Origin of the sequence: Streptomyces sp. V2I9 (assembly GCF_030817475.1) — a bacterium.
Taxonomy (GTDB): Bacteria; Actinomycetota; Actinomycetes; order Streptomycetales; family Streptomycetaceae; genus Streptomyces.
The window spans coordinates 2,602,669-2,622,798 of the sequence record NZ_JAUSZJ010000002.1; the positions used below are offsets into that span (position 1 = coordinate 2,602,669).

The window sequence follows — 20,130 nt, forward strand, 5'->3', positions numbered from 1 at the left end:
GCGGAGTTCCGGGAGCGGAGTTCCGGGGGCCCGGAGGGCGGCCCCGCCTCTCAGCGCAGCCGTCGGGCCCCGGCGGACGGGACCGCGTCGAAGATTCCCGGCGCCGCGTGACCGGCCGCCGCGAACGCCTCGTGCACGGCCTCGGCCACCGTGCCGGCCAGCGCCTCCTCCACCAGGACGACCGCCGAGCCGCCGAAGCCGCCCCCGGTCATCCGCGCACCCAGCGCCCCGGCCGCGTTCGCCGCCTCGACCACCAGGTCCAACTCGGGGCAGGAGACCCGCAGATCGTCGCGGAGCGAGACGTGGCCCTCGTTCAGGACGGGGCCCGCCGCGCGGACGTCGCCCGCGTCGAGGAGGGCGACGACCTGCTCGACCCGGCGGTTGTCGCCGACGACATGGCGTACGTAGCGGATCACGGACTCGTCCGCCCCGGCCTCGGCCAGCGCGGTGAGGGCCGGGGCGAGGTCCTCGTAGGGCAGGTCGCGCAGCATCGGTGTCCCGAGCAGCCGGGCGCCCTCCTCGCAGCCGGCCCGGCGCTCCGCGTACGCCCCGTCGCCCAGCGCGTGCTTGACGCGGGTGTCGACGACCAGCAGCGTCAGGCCCTGCGCGGCCAGGTCGAAGGGGACCTGGCGCAGCGAGAGGTCGCGGGTGTCCAGGTGGAGGGCGTGGCCCTCGGTGCAGCACGCCGAGGCCATCTGGTCCATGATCCCGCAGGGCACGCCGACGAAGTCGTTCTCGGCGCGGCGGCCGGTCACGGCGAGTTCGGCCGGGCTCAGGCCCAGCGCGAAGAGGTCGTTCAGGGCGAGCGCGGTGACGGTCTCCAGGGCGGCGGAGGAGGAGAGCCCGGCGCCCGTGGGCACGGTGGAGGCCAGCGCGATGTCCGCCCCGGTGACGGGGTGCCCGGCGGCGCGCAGCGCCCAGACGACTCCGGCGGGATAGGCGGCCCAGCCATGGCCGGAGTGCGGGGTCAGTTCGTCGACGCGGAGGGAGACGACGCCGCCGGGGACGTCGGAGGAGTACAGCCGCAGGACGCCGTCGTCGCGGCGGGAGACGGCGGCGCGGACGGTGTGCGGGAGGGCGAGCGGCAGGACGAAGCCGTCGTTGAAGTCGGTGTACTCCCCGATGAGGTTCACGCGTCCGGGGGCGGCCCAGATGCCGTCGGGCACGCCCCCGTACAGCTCGGCGAAGGCGGCCTCGGGGCCGGTCCCGGACGCGTCCCCGCCGGTGCCGGGGGGCCCGGCAGGGGTCACGGCCGGTGCTGCGGCCCGCGTCGGTCCGGTGGGCCGCGTCGGTTCGGCTGTCTCGGTCACGGGGTGGCGGTGTCCTCTCGGCGGGCGAACTGCCAGGCGTCGGCGATGATCCCGGCCAGGTCGGCGCGGGACGGCTGCCAGCCGAGGCGCTCGACGGCGGTGGCGGCGGAGGCGACGAGGACGGCCGGGTCGCCGCCGCGGCGGGGGGCGGGCGTCTCGGGCACGGGGTGGCCGGTGACCTTGCGGACGGTCTCGATGACCTCGCGGACCGAGAAGCCGTTGCCGTTGCCGAGATTGCAGATCAGGTGCTCGCCGGGGGTGGCGGCGGCGAGGGCCAGCAGGTGGGCGTCGGCGAGGTCCGCGACGTGGATGTAGTCGCGGACGCAGGTGCCGTCCGGGGTCGGGTAGTCGTCGCCGTAGACGTTGATCGACTCGCGCTGTCCCAGGGCCACTTGGAGGACCAGCGGGATGAGGTGGGTCTCGGGGGCGTGGCGCTCGCCGCAGCTGCCGTAGGCCCCGGCCACGTTGAAGTAGCGCAGCGAGACGGCGGCCAGGCCGTGGGCGGTGGCCTCGCCGCTGATCATGTGGTCCACGGCGAGCTTGGAAGCGCCGTAGGGGCTGGTGGGGGCGGTGGGGTCGGTCTCGGTGACAAGGCTGGAGACCGGTTCGCCGTAGGTGGCGGCGGTGGAGGAGAAGACCAGGGTGCGTACGCCGTGTTCGCGCATGGCGGCGAGCAGGGCGGTGGTGCCGCCGACGTTGTTGACCCAGTACTTCTCCGGGTCGGCGACGGACTCGCCGACCTGGGAGAAGGCGGCGAAGTGCAGGACGCCGTCGTAGGAGGGGTCCAGGTGGCGGGAGGCGTCCTGGATGCGTCCCTCGACGAACGCGGCTCCGGCCGGGACGCCCTCGCGGAAGCCGGTGGAGAGGTCGTCGAGGACGGTCACCTCGTGGCCCGCCTCCAGCAGGTGCTGGGCGACGACGCTGCCGACGTATCCGGCGCCGCCGGTGACCAGGTACTTCTTCCGGCCGTTGCCGGTGTTCCGGGGAGTGCTCACTGACTCGCTACCTCTCGCAGTCGCTCGGCCGCGGCCTCCGGCGGCACGTCGTTGATGAACACATTCATGCCGGACTCGGAACCCGCGAGGAACTTCAGCTTGCCGGAGGTCCGACGAATGGTGAAAAGCTCCAGGTGCAGGGCGAAGTCGTCCCGGCCGGGAACCCCGAACGGCGCCTGGTGCCAGGCGGAGATGTACGGGGTCGGCGGTTCGCCGGGGCCGAAGATCCGGTCGAAGCGCCTCAGGAGTTCCTGGTAGACCCGCGGGAACTCCGCCCGCGCGCCCGCGTCCAGTTCCCGCAGATCGGGGACGCGGTGGCGGGGGTACAGGTGGACTTCGTAGGGCCAGTGCGCCGCGTAGGGGACGAAGGCGATCCAGTGGCCGGTGGCGAGGACGACGCGGGTCCCGTCGTTCTCCTCGCGGGCGACCAGGTCGTCGAAGAGGTTGCCGCCGGTCTCCTCGTGGTGGCGGGCGGCGTTGCGGAGCATCAGTCCGGTGCGCGGGGTGACGAAGGGGTAGCCGTAGATCTGGCCGTGCGGGTGGCCCAGGGTGACGCCGATCTCGGCGCCCCGGTTCTCGAAGCAGAAGACCTGGGTGACCTGGTCGAGGGCGGCGAGGGCGGCCGTGCGGTCGGTCCAGGCGGCGAGGACGAGCGCGGCCTGCTCCTCGGGGAGGTCCGCGAAGGACGCCTCGTGGTCGGAGGTGAAGCAGACGACCTCGCAGCGGCCGGAGTCGCCGGCCAGGGAGGGGAAGCGGTTCTCGAAGACCGCGACGTCGTAGTGGTCGTCGGGGATCTCGCCGTACCGCCCGTCGCGGGCGGGGCAGAGGGGGCAGGCGTCGGCCGGCGGGTGGTAGGTGCGGGCCTGGCGGTGCGAGGCGATGGCGACCGCGTCACCGAGGAGCGGATCGCGGCGGATCTCGGACGAGGTCGAGACGGGGCCCAAGGGGCGCTGGTCGACGGCGTCGCGGACGGTGTCGTCGTCGGCGTCGTAGTAGATCAGCTCACGGCCGTCGGCGAGGGTCGTCACCGTCTTCTTCACCAGGGTCCTCCACCCGTCTCCTTCAACATAATCGCACACAACCAATCACAAGCACACACACCCGTCAACGCGTCGCGCGGCGGACGGGAGGGCGGCCGAAGCGCGAAAGCGACGGGGAACACCGCTTCCCGGCCCGTGCGAGCGTGAGGACGCGCCTCGGCCTCCTCCTCTCCGGACGCTCCCTGCCCGCCCGGGTGACCGGGCCCGCCCTCCTCGCGGCGAACCTCGGCGCCACCGGGACGCCCGGCACGGCCGCCACCGGCGCGCAGTACGGCGTCGCGGTGGTGCACGGCTGCTGGACCGGCGCGATCCCCGCCACGGTCGTGGATGAAGCCGTGCCCGTCCGAGGCCCCGAGGCCCCGCAGCCGGAACAGGACCGGGGCCCCCGCGCGGGGTGACCCGCCCGGCCACCGGCCACGCACCGGTCAGGGGCCGTACGTCACCCGCGTCGCCCGCGGGACGTGCGGCCCCTGCGGCGTCTCGCCGTCCACCGCCGCCCCGTCGCCGTCCACCGCCCGGTCACCGTCCGCCGCCGCGGCGGCGTGCGCCGCGGCGCGCTCCAGCAGACCCGTACGGGCGGCGAGGGCGGCGGCCTCCAGCCGGGAGCCGACCCCGAGCTTCATCAGGACCCGCTGGACATGGGTACGGGCGGTGCTCGGGGCGATGTCCATGCCGGCCGCGATCAGCCGGGTGCCCTCGCCCTCGGCGACCCGCACCAGGACCTCCGCCTCGCGCGGGGTGAGCATCCGCAGCAACCGCCGCCCCTCGTCGTCGGGCTGGGCCGCCGGATTGAGCAGCTCGGCGAAGGCCCCCCGCAGCAGCTGCGGGGCGATCGCGCTCTCCCCCGCCCGCGCTTTGAGCATCGCCCGCTCGACGCCCTCGATCCGCTCGTCGTGCCGGACGTACCCCACCGCTCCGGCGGCGAACGCGGCGGCGATCCCGCGCGGGCTGGGCACCGGTCCGAGGACCACCACCGCCACCTGGGGGCGCTCCCGGCCGATGCGGACGATCGGGTCGAAGACGCCGGGGGCAGCAGGCGACGCCGTACCGAACAGACAGACCTCCGGGGCCCTGCTCACCACGAGCTCCGCCGTCCCGGACGTCGGGGCGGCCGCCGCGAGCACCCGGTGCCCGCGCAGTTTCAGCGCCGAGGCGAGTGCCTCGGCGAGCAGACGGTGATCGTCGACCACCATGAGCCGCACGCCCATCGGTTCTCTCCCCAAGCCCTGTACGCCCGGCCCCCCGGACTCCTGCCCCGGCAAGGTACACGCTTGTTCGACGGTGCGCGGCCCCAACGGGGGAGAAGCCCCCGGAAGTGCCGGATTATGCGCGGTCCGGGCCTGTTCGGCCGCCGGTCGGTGATCGGTTCGGCGGCGGAAAACGATCGGCCCCGCCGGTCGGATGAACGACCGGCGGGGCCTCGGGAACCGCGGGGTGGAGCACTCAGGAACGGTGCTCGGCGAGGAGTGCGGTGATCACTCGGCGCGGTAGGCGACGACCAGGTAGACCTTCTCGTCGGGGTTGACGGTGCTGGGCTTGCGGGCCGACTTGCTCGCCATGTAGAGCCGTCCGTCGCTGTAGATCAGCTCGTCCGAGTCGATGGAGAACCGCTTCTCCGCGCTCCGGACCGCCTCGTCGCTCGGGTTCTCCATCAGCTGGGTCTGCTTGAAGGTCTCGCCGTCGATGGAGACGACCTGGCCGCCCTTGTCGTACGGGCCCTCCTTGTAGGCGATGACGCTGGTGCCGTCCTTGCGGAGCGGGGTCAGCGTGTGGCGGTCGCCCGCGTCCGCCCGGCCGCCGAGGAGCTTGCCGGTGGCCAGGTCGAAGGCGACGATCTCATTGGTGTCGCCGTACTCGCTGGTGCCGTCGTGGCGCTCGGTCGGCAGGTAGAGCCGGTTGTTGGCGACGACCATGCTCCGGCAGCGCTCGACGTCGGTGGAGCCGCAGCGGGCCGCGTACTTCTCCGCGTCGGCGGGGATGCGGACGATCAGCTTGCCGGTCGCCGCGTCGATCGAGAAGAAGTCGGAGATGCCGCTGCCGTCGCCGGCGGTGTCGCCGACGTCGGCCGCGACCACCAGCGGCTTGGTGGAGACGATGGAGGCGTAGTCCACGCCCGCGGGCATCTGGTACGAGGACAGCGGGGCGCCGGTCGTCGGGTTCAGCATCTGCACGCTGAGCTGCGGGCTGTCGATCGTACCGCACCTGCGGACCACGGCGAGGGCCTCGCCGCCGGCGTAGCCGCCGTCGTAGCAGCCGTCCGCGCCGACCTTCGGCTTCCACAGCTCGGCGCCGTCCGCCAGCTTGAAGGCGGCGCCGCCCGAGGTGCCGGCCGCGGCGACGGTGGTGCCGCTGAGCGTGACCTCGTCGAAACGGATCTGCTCGTCGCCGCCGGTGGCGGAGGTGATGCCCTTGCTCCACAGGAGCTTGCCGGCGGCCAGGTCGATCACGCCGACCTGGTTGCACGACGGGTACTTGTTCTCCTTGGTCGGCTTCGCCTCCGCGAAGACGATGGCCGCCTTGTGGTCCTCGCTCATGTGCCGGGACGTGGTGCAGACCTCGCCGGCCAGCGGAACGGTCCAGAGCTTGGTGCCCTTGTCGCGGTCGTAGCCGTTGACCTGGGCGATGCCGGACTTGACGTACGCCTTGTCCGTGAGCCAGGAGCCCTCGACGGTGACGCTGTCGGTGACGACCGGCTGCGGGAACTGGAAGGCGACCTTGGACTTGGTGTTGGCGGGCGGCTTCTCGTCGCCGCCGGCCAGGCCGCCGCCCTCCTTGCCGCCGGTGGAACCGGACGAGGACGCCTCGGTCCCGCCGTCCTTGTCGTCACCGCCGGTGGCGGAGTAGACGAGCCCCGCGCCGATGATCAGCACCACGGCGACGGCCGCGGCGACGATGATCTGCATCTGGGTGGAGAACTTCTTGCCGCCGCCGGCCGGCTGCGGCGCCCCGTACTGCGGCTGCATCGGCTGGGTCGGGTAGCCGTACCCCTGCTGGGGCATCCCCGGCTGACCGGGCTGCCCGGCGGGCCCCTGCGGGTAGCCGTACCCCGGCTCCGCGGCCTGTGGGTAGCCGTAGCCGTTGGGCTGCGGCGCGGGCGGGGTCGGGTAGCCGCCGGCCGGCGGGGTGCCGTAGCCGCCCGCGGGCGCGGCCGGGGGCTGGTGCGGCGGCCCGGCGGGCGGCTGGTGCGGCGGTCCGGCGGGCGGCTCGGGCTGCTTGCCGAAGGGGTCGGCGGGCGGCGGGGTCGGCGCGCCGAACCCTCCCGGCGGCGGGTCCTGCGGCGCGCCGAACCCGCCGGCGGGCGGTGCCGGGGGCGTGTTCGGGGGCTCGTTCGGCGGCTGGGGCGGCTGGCTCATGGCGTGCGTACCTCTGGGGACGAGTGGGCGTGGGGGCGCGTGGGGCGGGGAGGGGCGGAGTCGGGTCGGCTGCCGTGACCGGCGGTCACTTGGAGAACACCAGCAGCGTCGACTGCTCCCGCTCCTCCTTGTCGTTGCTCGCGCTCACACGCGTGCTGAAGACGAAGGAGCGTTCCCCCTGGTAGACGACCTTGGAGGAGAAGAAGCCGTTCTCGACGCGGCCGGCCGCCGCCGGGTGCTGGAGCAGCGTCCTGGGGGTGCCGCCGGTCGGCGGGAGCGTCACGATGGCTCCGGCCTTGTCGTACGTGGGCTGCATGTAGAGCAGCAGGTCGCCGCCTTCCATGCCCAGCGGCTTCAGGACGCGCTCGGCGGGGGCGGGGGCGTCCCACTTGGGCTTGCCGGTGTTCAGGTCGAAGGCGATGACCTTGTTCGTCCGGGCGGTGCCGCTGGTGTCGTCCTTGGTCGCCATGTAGAAGGTGTTGGCGTCGGCGGCGACGCCGCTGCACCCTTCGAGCTTCTCACCGAAGATCGCGAAGCTGCTCCCGCAGTCGGCGGTGAGGATGTCGCCCTTGGCGGGCGCGAGCTGGGAGCGGAGCTTGCCGCCGTCGGTGAGCGCGGCGATGGCCCACTGCTTCTTCTCCTCGTGGTCGAGCCGGACCACGAGCGGGGTGACCGAGTAGACCTTGCTGACCTCCCAGCCGCGCGGCGGCTGGTACGTCCACTTGGGCTTGCCGGACTCCGGGTTCAGTTCCTGGACCTGGTGCTGCGGGTTCTCGACGTCGTCGGTACGGCAGTTGACCGCGGCGATCAGCTTCGGCCCCCCGGCGAAGGCGAAGGGCTTGCAGTTGCCCGAGGGGTTGCCGAACAGCTCCTTGCCGTCGCTGACCCGGTAGGCGTTGGAGTTGCTGGTGCGCCCCACGGTGACGGTGTCGCCGCTGATGGCCAGGCCGATGTCCGACAGGAGGTCCCAGGTGCCGTTCTTCTTGACCGACTTCTTCCAGCCGGGCTTGCCGGTGTTGAGGTCGATCATCTGGAGGACGGAGCAGTTGGCCTTGTCCGTGGTGCCGTCCTTCACGCCGATGACGATCTTGCCGTCGGCGGTCGGGGAGTTGGGCGCGGCGCACACGTCGGCGGGGAGCGGAACGGTCCACTTCTGCTTGCCGTCGGCGACCGAGTAGCCGGAGACGCCGCGGTACATGGCCTTGGCGACCACGTCGCCGGCGAACCAGGGGCCGTACACGGTCGCGCCGTTGCGCGGCAGGTCCACGTCGTTCTTCTGGAGCCAGGCGACCTTCGCCTCGCCCGGCTTGCGCCCGGCGTTGAGGTCGTCGTTCCCCTCGCGTCCGTCCCCGCTGCCGTCGCCCTCGTCGACGGTCGGCGAGGCGCTGGGCGGCTTGGGGTCGTTGCTGGTGGTGGCGACGGGCTTCTTGTCGTCGTCGCCGCTGTCGCTCACGAGGAACCAGGTGCCCGCTCCGGCGACCAGGACCACGGCGAGTGCCGCCGCGACGACGATGCCGGTCCTGTTCTTGAGGAACCCGCCGCCGGAGCCCGGTCCGCCGGGCGCGGGGGCACCGGGGTACTGCTGCGTCGGGTAGCCGTAGCCGCCCTGGGGCTGCTGACCGTACGGGCCGGGGGCCGGCTGGCCGTACGGGCCCGGCTGCTGACCGTACGGACCGGGCTGCTGGCCGTACGGACCGGGGGCCTGGCCGTAGGGGCCGGGGGCCTGGCCGGGCTGCTGCGGGTAGCCGTAACCGGGCTGGGCCGGGGGTTGCTGGGGGTAGCCGTACGCGGGAGCGCCGGACGGGGGCGTCTGCGGCGGACCGGCCGGGGGCTGTCCGGGAGGCGGGCCCTGGGGCGGGGCGGCCTGGTCCGGCGAGCCCTGGGGCGGCGGGCTCTGGGGCGGCTGAGGAGCTCCGTACGGCGGCTCCTGCGGAGCCCCGAAGCCTCCCTGCGGCGGTTGCTGGCTGGGCGGCTGGCTCATATCAGCGCGTCCCCCTTCGTGCGGCCCGGTGCACGATCCGGTCTCCCCCGCATTCCCAAGAGGGTCAATCCCTCTCGGAAAGGAGCGAATCGGGCATGGGTTCCGCAGTGTTACGACAGTCGGGCGGGGCTTCTTTCTACCACTCGCCGGCCACCGGGAGCCGGTTCGGGCCAACCCCTGTTCCCAAGGGAGAACCGCCTTGTGATGCCCTCGTTACGCCTCGGCCGGAGGTGATGACCGGTCACCGGGAACGAGCGCCGTCCGGCGCCCCGCCGCCGCCGCGCCGCCGGTCCGGTGGCGTGCGGGGCCGGGGCGGGGAGCGCCCCGGCCCCGCGCCCGTCAGGCGTCCTCGGCCAGCTCCAGCCAGCGCATCTCCAACTCGTCGCGCTCGGTGACGAGTTCGCGCAGTTCGGCGTCGAGCTCGGCGACCTTCTCGAAGTCGGTGGCGTTCTCCGCGATCTGCTGGTGCAGCGTGGTCTCGCGAGTGGAGAGCTTGTCGAGCTGCCGCTCGACCTTCTGGAGCTCCTTCTTCGCGGCGCGGGACGCCTGGGCCGAGACGGCGGGGGCGGCGGGGGCCACGGCCGTCCGGGGCGCGGCGGCGGAGGGGGTGGCCTCCTCCTCCATCCTCCGGCGGCGCTCCAGGTACTCGTCGATGCCGCGCGGCAGCATCCGCAGGGAGCGGTCGCCCAGGAGCGCCATGACCCGGTCGGTGGTCCGCTCGATGAAGAACCGGTCGTGGGAGATCACGATCATCGATCCGGGCCAGCCGTCGAGGAGGTCCTCCAGCTGGGTCAGGGTCTCGATGTCGAGGTCGTTGGTGGGCTCGTCGAGGAAGAGGACGTTGGGCTCGTCCATCAGCAGCCGCAGGATCTGGAGGCGGCGGCGCTCACCGCCGGAGAGGTCGCCCACGGGCGTCCACTGCTTCTCCTTGGTGAAGCCGAACTGCTCGCAGAGCTGTCCGGCGGTCATCTCCCGGCCCTTGCCGAGGTCCACCCGGTCGCGGACCTGCTGGACGGCCTCCAGGACGCGGAGGTTCGGGTTCAGCTCGTGGACCTCCTGGGAGAGGTAGGCGAGCCTGACGGTCTTGCCGACGACGACCTTCCCCGCGGCGGGCTGCTCCTCGCCCCCGGTGCGGGCGGCCTCGGCCAGGGCGCGCAGCAGCGAGGTCTTGCCCGCGCCGTTGACGCCGACGAGGCCGATGCGGTCGCCGGGGCCGAGCTGCCAGGTGAGGTGGGTGAGGAGGGTCTTGGGCCCGGCCTGGACGGTCACGTCCTCCAGGTCGAAGACGGTCTTGCCGAGGCGGGCGTTGGCGAACTTCATCAGCTCGCTGGTGTCGCGCGGCGGCGGCACGTCCGCGATCAGCTCGTTGGCGGCCTCGATGCGGTAGCGCGGCTTGGAGGTGCGCGCCGGGGCGCCCCGGCGCAGCCAGGCCAGCTCCTTGCGCATGAGGTTCTGCCGCTTGGACTCCTCGGTGGCGGCGATGCGCTCACGTTCGGCGCGGGCGAAGACGTAGTCGCTGTAGCCGCCCTCGTACTCGTGGACCGTGCCGCGCTGGACGTCCCACATGCGGGTGCAGACCTGGTCGAGGAACCAGCGGTCGTGGGTGACGCAGACGAGGGCGGAGCGGCGGGCGCGCAGGTGGCCGGCCAGCCAGGAGATGCCCTCGACGTCGAGGTGGTTGGTGGGCTCGTCCAGGACGATCAGGTCCTGCTCGTCGATGAGGAGCTTGGCGAGCGCGATCCGGCGGCGCTCGCCGCCGGAGAGCGGGGCGATGACGGTGTCGAGCCCGTGCTCGAAACCGGGGAGGGCGAGGCCGCCGAAGAGCCCGGTGAGCACGTCCCGGATCTTGGCGCTGCCCGCCCACTCGTGGTCGGCGAGGTCCCCGATGACCTCCTGCCGGATGGTCTTCTCCGGGTCGAGGGAGTCGTGCTGGGTGAGGACGCCGAGCCGCAGTCCGCCGTTGTGGGTGACGCGTCCGGTGTCCGCCTCCTCCAGCTTGGCGAGCATCCGGATGAGGGTGGTCTTGCCGTCGCCGTTGCGGCCCACGACACCGATCCGGTCGCCCTCGGACACCCCGAGGGATACACCGTCGAGCAGGGCACGGGTGCCGTACACCTTGCTGACCTGCTCGACATTGACCAGATTGACGGCCATTTCACTCCTGTCCGGGGGGATCGATCGACCTTCCCAGGGTACGGCGCGGCGGAGAGCCGCCGGTCGACGAGGTCCGGGTCGCCGTCCGCCGTGACCACTACGGCCGCCGACGCCTACCGCGCGCCCCGGCCGCGCCCCGCCCGCTCGACCAGCAGCCAGCCGCCCAGGGTCATCGCCAGGGCGGCCGGGGCGCTCACCGGGACCGCGATCAGCAGGGCCGTGCGGCCCTCCAGCAGGCCGCCGAGGCCGACCATGGACAGGCCCAGCACGCCGAGCAGGCAGAGGGTCACGCCGAGGCCGGCGAGGGGGCCGGCGGCCGGGGTGCGGGGAGCGGCGGGGGCCGCCGGGGCCGGGCGTTCGAAGGTGCGGAAGGCGGCGACGAGGGCGGCGGTGAGGACCGCCGCGCAGGCGATCCGCAGCGGGACGCCGGCCCACCAGGCGGCCGACGCGGGCGCGGGCAGCGGCACGTCGAGGGCGAGCAGCGCCCCGTACACCCCGAACATCGCCGTGAGGTGCCAGAGGAAGGCGGTCATCGCCACCCCGTTGGCCGCCACCACCGTGCGCCAGACGCGGGGTCGCTCCAGGAGGCGGGCGGCGGGGGCGCGGAGCAGTTCGACCGCGCCGACGAGCCAGAGGCCGTGGGCGAGCAGGGCGAGGGTGGGCGGGGCCATGTTGCTGACCTTCTCGCCGGGCATCCCGACCATGGACAGCGGGTACGGCCCGAACGCGACCAGCGCGACGGCGGTGACCAGGCCCGCCCCGGCGAGGAGGGCGGGGCGGCGGATGCGGCCGTCGGCGCGCAGGAATCCGAGTTGGTGGACGGCGAGCCAGACGAAGGCGAAGTTGAGGAACTCGACGTACGGGACCCCGGCGGCGAACCGGAGCGCGTCCACCGCGACCGCCGCACCGGCCAGTCCGGCGAAGGCCCCCCAGCCGTACCGCTCGTGCAGCCTCAGCAGCGGCGGGGTGAAGGCGACCATCGCCAGGTAGATCCCGATGAACCAGAGCGGCTGGGTCACCATGCGCAGGGTGACGCCGGTCAGCCCGCCGCCCCCGCCGAGGAGCTGGACGAGCAGCGCCGCCGCGCCCCAGACGAGGACGAAGACCGTGGTGGGCCGCAGGAGCCGCTGGAGGCGGGCGCGGAGGAAGGCGGGGTGGACGGAGTCCGCGGTGGCCCCCGAAGCGGTCCGGGCGTGCTTGCGGAGCAGGGAGCGGTAGGACAGCGCGTGGGAGAAGCCGCCGACGAAGAAGAACACCGGCATGACCTGGAGCAGCCAGGTCAGCGGCTGGAGGGCGGGGACGACGGCGAGCAGGTTGCCGACCCCGTCCGGGGTGACGGCGGCCATCAGCCAGTGGCCGAGCACGACCGCGGCGAGCGAGGCGACCCGCAGGAGGTCGGCGTAACGGTCGCGGGTGGCGGGCGTCGCCCCGGCCAGTTCACGAACATGTGATCCCATGAATGTACGGTCGCGCGAGCCGGGTGGGGCCCGGCAGCGCGACCGTACTCAGTTCCGGGGTGAGTACGAGCGGTGTGGGGCGGACGCCGTACGCCGGGTCCGGAGCGCGGAGCGGTGTGGACGGGTTCAGACGACGTGGGCGCCCGGCGCGGGCGAGGCGGCCACGCGCGCGTTGCGGCACGTTCCCGAGGCCGTCAGCGCGTCGGCCACCTTCTCGGCCGTCGCCTCGTCCGCCACCAGGAACGCCGTGGTCGGCCCGGAGCCGGAGACCAGGGCGGCCAGCGCTCCCGCCGCCGTGCCGGCCGCCAGGGTGTCCGCGAGGGCGGGGCGCAGGGAGAGCGCGGCGGGCTGGAGGTCGTTGCTCACGGCGGCCGCGAGGGCTCCGGAGTCGCCGGAGCGCAGGGCGGCGAGCAGGGCGGGCGAGGCGGTCGGTCCGGGGACCTCGGCGTCGGCGGTGAGGCGGTCGAACTCGCCGTAGACGGCGGGCGTGGAGAGACCGCCGTCCGCCACCGCGAAGACCCAGTGGAAGGCACCGCCGACCTCGATCGGGGTGAGCTTCTCGCCGCGTCCGGTGCCGAGCGCGGCCCCGCCGACCAGGCTGAACGGTACGTCGCTGCCCAGCTCGGCGCAGATCGCGAGGAGTTCGTCGCGGCTCGCGCCGGTCCCCCACAGGGCGTCACAGGCGACCAGGGCGGCGGCCCCGTCGGCGCTGCCGCCGGCCATGCCGCCCGCGACCGGGATGTCCTTGGCGATGTGCAGGTGGACGGCCGGCTCGATGCCGTACCGCTCGGCGAGGGCGAGGGCGGCGCGGGCGGCGAGGTTGGTGGTGTCCAGCGGGACCCGGGCGGCGTCCGGGCCGGAGCAGGTGATGCGCAGCTCGTCGGCGGGGGCGGCGGTGACCTCGTCGTACAGGCCGACGGCGAGGAAGACGTTGGCCAGGTCGTGGAAGCCGTCGGGGCGGGCGGCGCCCACGGCGAGCTGGACGTTGACCTTGGCGGGGACGCGGACGGTGACGGCGGCGCTCATTCCGGGACCTCCGGCGCGTCCTCGGCCGGTGCGGACTTCCCCGGCCCGTGGGCGGCCGGAGCGTTCGAGACCTCCGGCTTGTTCTCCGCGATCGCCGCGAACTCCTCCACCGTCAGCGATTCGCCGCGCGCCTGCGGGGAGACTCCGGCGGCGGTGAGCGCGGCCTCCGCGGCGGGTGCGGAGCCGGCCCAGCCGGCCAGGGCCGCGCGCAGCGTCTTGCGGCGCTGGGCGAAGGCCGCGTCCACGACCGCGAAGACCTCCGCGCGGGAGGCCGTGGTGGCGATGGGCTCGGTGCGCCGGACCAGGGAGACGAGGCCGGAGTCGACGTTGGGGGCGGGCCAGAAGACGGTGCGGCCGATGGAACCGGCGCGCTTGACCTCCGCGTACCAGTTGGCCTTCACCGACGGCACGCCGTACACCTTGTTGCCGGGGCGGGCGGCGAGCCGGTCGGCGACCTCGGCCTGGACCATGACGAGGGTCCGCTCGATGCTGGGGAAGCGCTCCAGCATGGTGAGCAGGACGGGCACGGCCACGTTGTACGGGAGGTTCGCCACGAGCGCGGTGGGCGCGGGGCCCGGCAGCTCGGTGACCAGCATCGCGTCGGAGTGGACCAGGGCGAAGCGGTCGGCGCGCTCCGGCATCCGGGCCCGGACCGTGGCGGGCAGCGCGGCGGCGAGCACGTCGTCGATCTCGACGGCGGTCACCCGGTCCGCCGCCTCCAGCAGCGCCAGGGTCAGCGAGCCGAGACCGGGGCCGACCTCGACGACGGTGTCGTCCGGGCGGACCTCGGCCGTGCGCACGATGCGGCGCACGGTGTTGGCGTCGATGACGAAGTTCTGACCGCGCTGCTTGGTGGGACGTACGCCCAGTTTCGCGGCCAGGTCGCGGATGTCTGCGGGGCCCAGGAGGGCGTCGGGCTCTGTGCTGCTCACCCGGTAAGCGTACGGGGAGGGGGCCGGGGACTCGCCCCGCCGCCCGCGGCGGGGGCGCCCCGCACCGGGGCCGCCGGTCAGAAGTCGAAGGCCCTCGCCGTGTTGTCGTGGACCGCGGCGGCCAGCGTGTCCTCGTCCAGGCCCTTCACCTCGGCCATCGCGCGGAGCGTGACCGGGATGAGGTAGGGGGCGTTGGGCCGGCCCCGGTACGGGGCGGGGGTGAGGAAAGGGGCGTCCGTCTCGACGAGGACCAGCTCGGTGGGGGCGACGGCGAGCGCGTCCCGCAGCGGCTGGGCGTTCTTGAAGGTCACGTTGCCCGCGAAGGACATGAAGTAGCCGGCCGCGGCGCAGACGCGGGCCATCTCCGCGTCGCCGGAGTAGCAGTGGAACACCGTCCGCTCGGGCGCGCCCGCGTCGCGCAGGACCCGCAGCACGTCCGCGTGCGCGTCGCGGTCGTGGATGACCAGGGCCTTGCCGTGCCGCTTGGCGATCTCGATGTGGGCCCGGAAGGACTCCTCCTGGGCGGCGACGCCCTCGGGTCCGGTGCGGAAGAAGTCCAGGCCCGTCTCGCCGACCCCGCGTACGTGGTCGAGCGCGGCCAGCGCGTCGATCTCCGCCAGCGCCTCGTCCAGCGCCGCCCTGCCGCCGGGCTCCCTGGCCCCCCGCCGCGCGGTGCCGTCGGTGCCCTCGGCGTACCCGTGGACGATGCGCGGGGCTTCGTTGGGGTGCAGGGCGACCGAGGCGTGGACGGCGGGGTGGGCCGCGGCGGTCTCGGCGGCCCAGCGGGAGCCGGCCACGTCGCAGCCCACCTGGACGACCGTCGTCACGTTGACGGCGGCGGCCCGCGCGAGGGCCTCCTCGACGGTGGCGTCCTGCATGTCCAGGTGGGTGTGGGAGTCGGCGACCGGAACCCTCAGGGGCTCGGGCAGCGGCGGGGCTTCGGTACGGCTCATGCCGACGATCGTACGAGGACCCCGCCCTCGTACGACCGTGGGCCGGGAAGCCACTCCGGTACGCCCTCCGCGGCGGAACGCCCCGCGTCACGTCAGCCGCGCGGGCAGGGGTGCGTCCGCCGGTGGAGGGCGCGGGCTCACCCGCGCCGGAAGGGGTGGAACAGGTCCGACAGCTTCCGGTGGCGGTCCGGGACGCCCCGCGCGGCCGACACCGCCCGGTCCTTCCCGGCGGTCTCCGCCGCGCGGGGCGTCCGCTGCCGGCGCAACAGCTCCTGCACCCCGGCGACCCGCCCCTCCCGCATGATGCGCACCACGTGGCCCCCGCAGTTGGCGCAGGTGGGCGTGGACAGCGGGGACGGCACGCGCTCACCGTTCGCCGTGTAGACGACGAACGCGTGGCCGTGGACGTCGACGTGGTGCTCTATCTCGTAGGACTGCTCCCAGCCGTACCCGCACTTCATGCAGGCGAAGGCGTACGCCTCGTGGACGGTGGTGGCTGCGATCTCGCTCATGCCTGCTCCTCCTGGCCGCCGGTCACACACTCCGGAGGCGGGCGGTCCGTCCGCGGATGCGGACAGCCGGCCCGTCCCTTCCAGTGGACACCCGCCCCCGGACGGACGCACCGGCTCAGAGCCATGATTGATGCGTTCTTGGCCTCCTTTGGCCGCCCTTTGCCCCCGCATGGCGCGGATGAGGACAGCGGCAGGGCAGCACATGACTCCTGCCCCGGCCGACCGACCGGGTGATCCACCGCGCGCCCCCCGAATGCGCCGGAATACCAGGGCGAATGCGCCCGCGCACCACCCCCCGTCCACCCCTCCCTTTCCCTTGCGGCGACAGGCTTTCACCCCCTTCGCACCGCGGGAATTCACCATTCAATTGAATACGCGATTTCCCTTCGTGTCGCGCCCCGATTTGCGGCGCCCCCATTCCTCGCTTTCACTCATTACGTCCACCCCATTTCCCACAGGACGGGGATCAACTCATGTTCACCACGGACACCACTGCCACCGACGTCGAGCTCGACCTGGACGCCGCTCTCAACCCCGGCGAGGTCGAAGGCCTGTACCGCGACTCCCGTGAATGCGCGTACCTCGCGCTCCTCGCGGGCGGCGGCGCTCTCCTCCTCTCGCCCCCGACCCCCCGCCCGAAGAAGGGCTGAACGTCGGAACATGGACCAGACACATGCGTCGTCGCCCCTGGCGGGCGCCGTGCATGACCTGGCAACAGAGGTGGTCCTCGCTCTTCGGAGCGGGGACCACCTCGCCACGGTGTGCGGCGCTGCGGGAATCGACGAGGACAATCGGACCGGAATCGCGGCGGCACGGGTCATCGGGGCCGACCTGCTGCTGCCGAGCGTGCTGTACGGACGGAACCCGCATCCGGGCGACGTCGCCGTACTCGACCGGGCGGTGCGGGAATTCCCGCCGAAGCCCGACGCCCCGGCCGCCACGGCCTGGAGCCACTGGCACATGATCTCCACGCTCCAGCGGATGGCTCCCCCACCACCGGGAACGACGGCCCCCGCCGTCTACGCGGAGCCCGACGCCGCCTGGCTGGAGGAGGCCCCCTGGCAGGCCTTCACCCATCAACTCTCGGTCCTCGCACCGCTCGCCGTCCCGGCCGCCCCCTCGGCCGTGCAGCGGGCCGCGGCGAACCGGGCCGTCGACCTGGCGCGCGGCTTCGTCCGCGCGGTGCGGCGGCGCGACTGGCTCCAGGCCGCGGGCGCGGGCCGCTGGCTCGCGGCGACCGGCGGCGCACCGGCCACGCTGGGCCTGGACACCGGCCTCGACTTCGTCGAACTCATGGGCGGCCACGACCCGCGGGTCGCCCTCCATGTGCGGGCCGCCCGGCTGATGGACGGGGCGGACGCACGGTGACCACGACCGCGACCCGCGAGCCGCGCGGGCGCCCCGGACCGGGCGCGGGCTCCGGGGCCGCGCCCGCCGTCCTCCCCGGCGTCCTGCGCTCCGCCCTCGGCTGGACCGACGCGCACCGCACCCGCTTCGCGCTCCCCGACGACGTCCTGGAACCCCACACCCAGGTCAACGGCACGCTCAAGCCGCTGGGCGAACTGGCCCAGCTCGGCTCCACCATCCGCCGCACCACCGCCCCCGGCACCCCGGAGCACGAGCTGGCCGGGGACCTCGTCGCCTACGCCTGGGAGCAGGTGGCGGAGGGCGAACTGCTGCTGGAGCTGCTGCGCGCCGAGCCGTTCGCCGCGTACCCGTACGAGATCTACGCCGCGTTCGCCGGGTACGGGCTGCGCCACGAGGGGTTCGAGGCGCTGGCCCGCCCGCTCACCGCCACCCGCGCCTGGGCCCACACCGAGCAGCACGCCAACCGGCAGCTGGGCCTGGTCAACTCCGAGCGCCGGGTCGGCACGGTCACCCACACCGACGCGGGGGCGGTGCTGTCGAGGACCTGGCTGGGCGGCCTGTCGGAGCCCTGGATGTTCGAGGGGCCCTCCGGCTACGCGCTGACCCACACCGTCTTCCACCTCACCGACTGGGGCCGGATGCCCGACCGGGTGCCCGAGAAGATCGACCGCTACCTGCGGACCTGGCTGCCCGCCTGGATCGACGGCTGTCTGGAGAGCGGCCAGTGGGACCTGACCGGGGAGCTGCTCGCGGTGGCGGCCTCGCTGCCGGGTCCCGCCCCCGCCGAGCTGCTGGACGCGGTCTGGCCGGTCCTCGCCGGCGCGCAGCACCCCACCGGCTGCGTCCCGGAGACCGGCGCCCCCGTCGAGGACCCCGCGCCGGACCCGTACCCCTTCATCGACTGCTACCACTCCACGCTCGTCACGGCCTTCGCGGCGGCCCTGTCCCTGAGGTCGCTGCGGTCGCCGGAGCAGACGGACGGGGCCGTGCCCGGCCGGGAAAGGCGCACCGCATGAGCGGCAACCTCCAGCAGATCCACGACGTCGGGGCGAAGGCCCTGGGCTGGCTGTACGAGCACCGCGAGGGGTTCCGGCTGGAGAGCGCCCCGTCCCCGGAGGCGGGCATGCTGGACCGGTTCAAGCCGCTGGGCGAGCTGGCCCTGATCGGGAAGGTCATCTTCCGCGAGGGCGTGGCCGGTTCGCAGCAGGCGTCCCTCGCCCGCAAGCTGCTGGACCACGCCTGGCACGAACTGCTGGACTCCGGGGCGCGCCTGCTGGAGGGCCAGCGGCGCGAACCGCTCTCGCCGGTCCCGCTGGAGGTCTACGTACCGTTCCGGGAGCTGGGATTCCGGCAGCCGGAGCTGGAGGCCGCGATCCGGCTCAACCACCGGCTGGCGAGCTGGGCGGCGCTGGAGGTGCTGCCGGTGCGGCGGCTGGGGCTGAGCGCGATCGAGCGGCGGTTCGGCGTGGAGCCGAGCGTTCCGGAGACGGCGGCACTGGCCCACACCTGGCTGGCGCGGCGGCCCGAGCCGTGGACGGTCGAGGGCCACATCGGCTACGACATCACGCACACCGTCTTCCACCTCACCGACTGGGGCGAGAACCCGGACGGACTGCCCGCCGACATCGCGGAGTACCTGGCGCTGTGGCTGCCGGTCTGGCTGGACGACTGGCTGGACCTGAAGCGCTGGGACCTGCTGGGCGAGCTGCTGGTCGTGGACGCCTGCCTGCCGGAACCGACGCTGGACCCGGCGGCCTGGCAGGGGTTCGCGCAGGCCCAGGAGCCGGACGGGGCGATGCCGGTGGTCGGCGGAATGCCGGAGGGGGACGAGGAGTCGGTGTTCGACCTGGTCTACCACCCGACGCTGGTCGCCGCGTTCGCCTCGGCGCTCGCGCTGTCCCGCGCCCTGTCCGACCTCAGCGCCGCCCCGGCCCCGGCATGACGGACACGACGGCGCTCCCGGCGTCCGCCCCGCCCGCGGACCCGGCCACCGCACGGCTGCTGGCCGAGGCGGCCGGGCGGATCGACGCCCCGGACGTGGTGCTCGCGGTCAGCCGGAACGGGGCGCGCACCGTCCACACCGGTGGCAGCGCCGAACCGGGCCCGGTCCCCCGCGAACTGCTGGGCCACGAGCTGGGCTCGGCGTCGAAGCCGTACGCGGGGCTCCTGCTGGCCCGGCTGGTGGCGCAGGGCCGGGTGCGGTACGAGGACCGGGCGGCGGACCTGCTGGCTCCGGGCTTCCCGGTGCACCCGGCGGTGCGCCGGATCACGCTGCGCCATCTGCTCACCCACACCTCGGGGCTGCCCGGCCTGCCGGCCGACTTCTACCCGCAGGCGGTGCCCCGCTGGTCGACCGACCCGTACGGCGGCTACCCGGCCGACCGGGTGGTCCGGGCCTTCCTGCGGGCCCGCCCGCGCCACCGGCCCGGAACCCGCTGGCACTACTCGAACTTCGCCGTCTCGGTCCTCGGCCACACCCTGGCGGCGGCCACCGGGACCCCGTGGGAGGTGCTGCTGCACCAGCTGGTGCTGGCCCCGCTCCACCTGGACGCGACGCGGGTGCGGCCGGGGCCGGAGGGCACGGAGGCGGTGGGCCACCGCCGGGACGGGACGCCGGTGCCCGCGCTGGACACCGGGGGCTTCACGGCGGCGGGCGCGGTCCGGGCGACCCCGCTGGACATGCTCACCTTCCTGGAGGCGCACGCGGGCGGGCCGGAGCTCACGGACCCCACGCTGGCCGCCGCGCTGGCGGAGGTCCGGCGCCCGTTGCTGCGGCGCGGCGTGCGGCACACGCACACCCACACGCTGACGTGGTTCCACCACCCGTCCCCGTACGGCCCGGTCCTCTTCCACGCGGGCGCGACCCTCGGCCAGCAGGCGTTCCTGGGGTTCCGGCCGGAGACGGGACTCGCGGTGGCGGCGACGGCGACGCGGCGGGTGCACCGGGCGGACACGTTCGTGGCGACGGCGTACGACCTGCTGACGGAAACCCCGTAGCCACCCCTGCCCACCGGATGGCTGCGGCTGCTCCGTCTTCCCCGTGTCCTCG

General features: G+C 74.0%; 17 protein-coding genes and 1 pseudogene. 6 read left to right on the forward strand and 12 right to left on the reverse strand.

Annotated features, from left to right (window positions below; genetic code table 11):
* Positions 1–50: 50 nt before the first annotated feature.
* The 3 genes from galK to galT are packed head-to-tail and all read right to left on the reverse strand — an operon-like array spanning position 51 to position 3,345.
* Entirely contained in the window at positions 51–1,250 is a 1,200-nt protein-coding gene (gene galK / locus QFZ71_RS11325; protein ID WP_373465189.1) for a galactokinase, read from the reverse strand.
* 56 nt (positions 1,251–1,306) lie between these two features.
* Positions 1,307–2,305 (reverse strand): UDP-glucose 4-epimerase GalE, encoded by a 999-nt coding sequence (galE, locus tag QFZ71_RS11330; RefSeq protein ID WP_307668127.1) that lies wholly within the window; start codon positions 2,303–2,305, stop codon positions 1,307–1,309.
* Positions 2,302–3,345, reverse strand: coding sequence for a galactose-1-phosphate uridylyltransferase (gene galT / locus QFZ71_RS11335; RefSeq protein WP_307668128.1), 1,044 nt, complete (start codon positions 3,343–3,345; stop codon positions 2,302–2,304). Before galT ends, galE begins: the two co-directional genes overlap by 4 nt.
* 125 nt (positions 3,346–3,470) lie before the next feature.
* Here galT and QFZ71_RS11340 point away from each other — a divergent pair.
* A pseudogene (locus tag QFZ71_RS11340) lies at positions 3,471–3,668 on the forward strand (Na+/galactose cotransporter); the annotation flags it as partial.
* 102 nt (positions 3,669–3,770) lie between these two features.
* On the opposite strand, the gene QFZ71_RS11345 reads toward QFZ71_RS11340, so the two are convergent.
* The 9 genes from QFZ71_RS11345 to QFZ71_RS11385 all read right to left on the reverse strand — a co-directional run bounded on the left by QFZ71_RS11345 (position 3,771) and on the right by QFZ71_RS11385 (position 15,713).
* A complete protein-coding gene (locus QFZ71_RS11345) occupies positions 3,771–4,553 on the reverse strand; it encodes a LuxR C-terminal-related transcriptional regulator (protein WP_307668129.1) in 783 nt (260 codons plus the stop codon).
* A 267-nt stretch (positions 4,554–4,820) separates the two neighbouring features.
* Positions 4,821–6,698, reverse strand: a complete 1,878-nt coding sequence (locus QFZ71_RS11350; protein WP_307668130.1) for a PQQ-binding-like beta-propeller repeat protein — start codon at positions 6,696–6,698, stop codon at positions 4,821–4,823.
* A gap of 85 nt (positions 6,699–6,783) precedes the next feature.
* Entirely contained in the window at positions 6,784–8,679 is a 1,896-nt protein-coding gene (locus tag QFZ71_RS11355; RefSeq protein WP_307668131.1) for a PQQ-binding-like beta-propeller repeat protein, read from the reverse strand.
* Between the two features lie 339 nt (positions 8,680–9,018).
* Entirely contained in the window at positions 9,019–10,833 is a 1,815-nt protein-coding gene (locus QFZ71_RS11360; RefSeq protein WP_307668132.1) for an ABC-F family ATP-binding cassette domain-containing protein, read from the reverse strand.
* A gap of 113 nt (positions 10,834–10,946) precedes the next feature.
* Positions 10,947–12,290 (reverse strand): acyltransferase, encoded by a 1,344-nt coding sequence (locus QFZ71_RS11365; protein WP_307668133.1) that lies wholly within the window; start codon positions 12,288–12,290, stop codon positions 10,947–10,949.
* Between the two features lie 126 nt (positions 12,291–12,416).
* The gene (locus QFZ71_RS11370; RefSeq protein ID WP_307668134.1) at positions 12,417–13,316 is read right to left on the reverse strand and encodes a 4-(cytidine 5'-diphospho)-2-C-methyl-D-erythritol kinase; all 900 of its coding nucleotides are present in this window, start codon (positions 13,314–13,316) and stop codon (positions 12,417–12,419) included.
* Positions 13,313–14,248, reverse strand: a complete 936-nt coding sequence (gene rsmA / locus QFZ71_RS11375; RefSeq protein ID WP_307668135.1) for a 16S rRNA (adenine(1518)-N(6)/adenine(1519)-N(6))-dimethyltransferase RsmA — start codon at positions 14,246–14,248, stop codon at positions 13,313–13,315. Before rsmA ends, QFZ71_RS11370 begins: the two co-directional genes overlap by 4 nt.
* 77 nt (positions 14,249–14,325) lie before the next feature.
* Positions 14,326–15,201, reverse strand: coding sequence for a TatD family hydrolase (locus QFZ71_RS11380; RefSeq protein ID WP_307668136.1), 876 nt, complete (start codon positions 15,199–15,201; stop codon positions 14,326–14,328).
* 137 nt (positions 15,202–15,338) lie between these two features.
* Entirely contained in the window at positions 15,339–15,713 is a 375-nt protein-coding gene (locus QFZ71_RS11385) for a hypothetical protein (protein WP_307668137.1), read from the reverse strand.
* Between the two features lie 473 nt (positions 15,714–16,186).
* On the opposite strand from QFZ71_RS11385, the gene QFZ71_RS11390 reads away from it, so the two are divergent.
* The 5 genes from QFZ71_RS11390 to QFZ71_RS11410 are packed head-to-tail and all read left to right on the forward strand — an operon-like array spanning position 16,187 to position 20,078.
* Positions 16,187–16,363 (forward strand): hypothetical protein, encoded by a 177-nt coding sequence (locus QFZ71_RS11390; protein ID WP_098892314.1) that lies wholly within the window; start codon positions 16,187–16,189, stop codon positions 16,361–16,363.
* Between the two features lie 10 nt (positions 16,364–16,373).
* The gene (locus QFZ71_RS11395; RefSeq protein ID WP_307668138.1) at positions 16,374–17,081 is read left to right on the forward strand and encodes a hypothetical protein; all 708 of its coding nucleotides are present in this window, start codon (positions 16,374–16,376) and stop codon (positions 17,079–17,081) included.
* Entirely contained in the window at positions 17,078–18,097 is a 1,020-nt protein-coding gene (locus QFZ71_RS11400; RefSeq protein WP_307668139.1) for a hypothetical protein, read from the forward strand. The genes QFZ71_RS11395 and QFZ71_RS11400 overlap by 4 nt, the downstream gene beginning before the upstream one ends.
* Complete coding sequence (locus tag QFZ71_RS11405; RefSeq protein WP_307668140.1) at positions 18,094–19,023, forward strand: hypothetical protein; 930 nt, start codon at positions 18,094–18,096, stop codon at positions 19,021–19,023. The genes QFZ71_RS11400 and QFZ71_RS11405 overlap by 4 nt, the downstream gene beginning before the upstream one ends.
* Positions 19,020–20,078 (forward strand): serine hydrolase, encoded by a 1,059-nt coding sequence (locus QFZ71_RS11410; protein WP_307668141.1) that lies wholly within the window; start codon positions 19,020–19,022, stop codon positions 20,076–20,078. Before QFZ71_RS11405 ends, QFZ71_RS11410 begins: the two co-directional genes overlap by 4 nt.
* Positions 20,079–20,130: the final 52 nt, after the last annotated feature.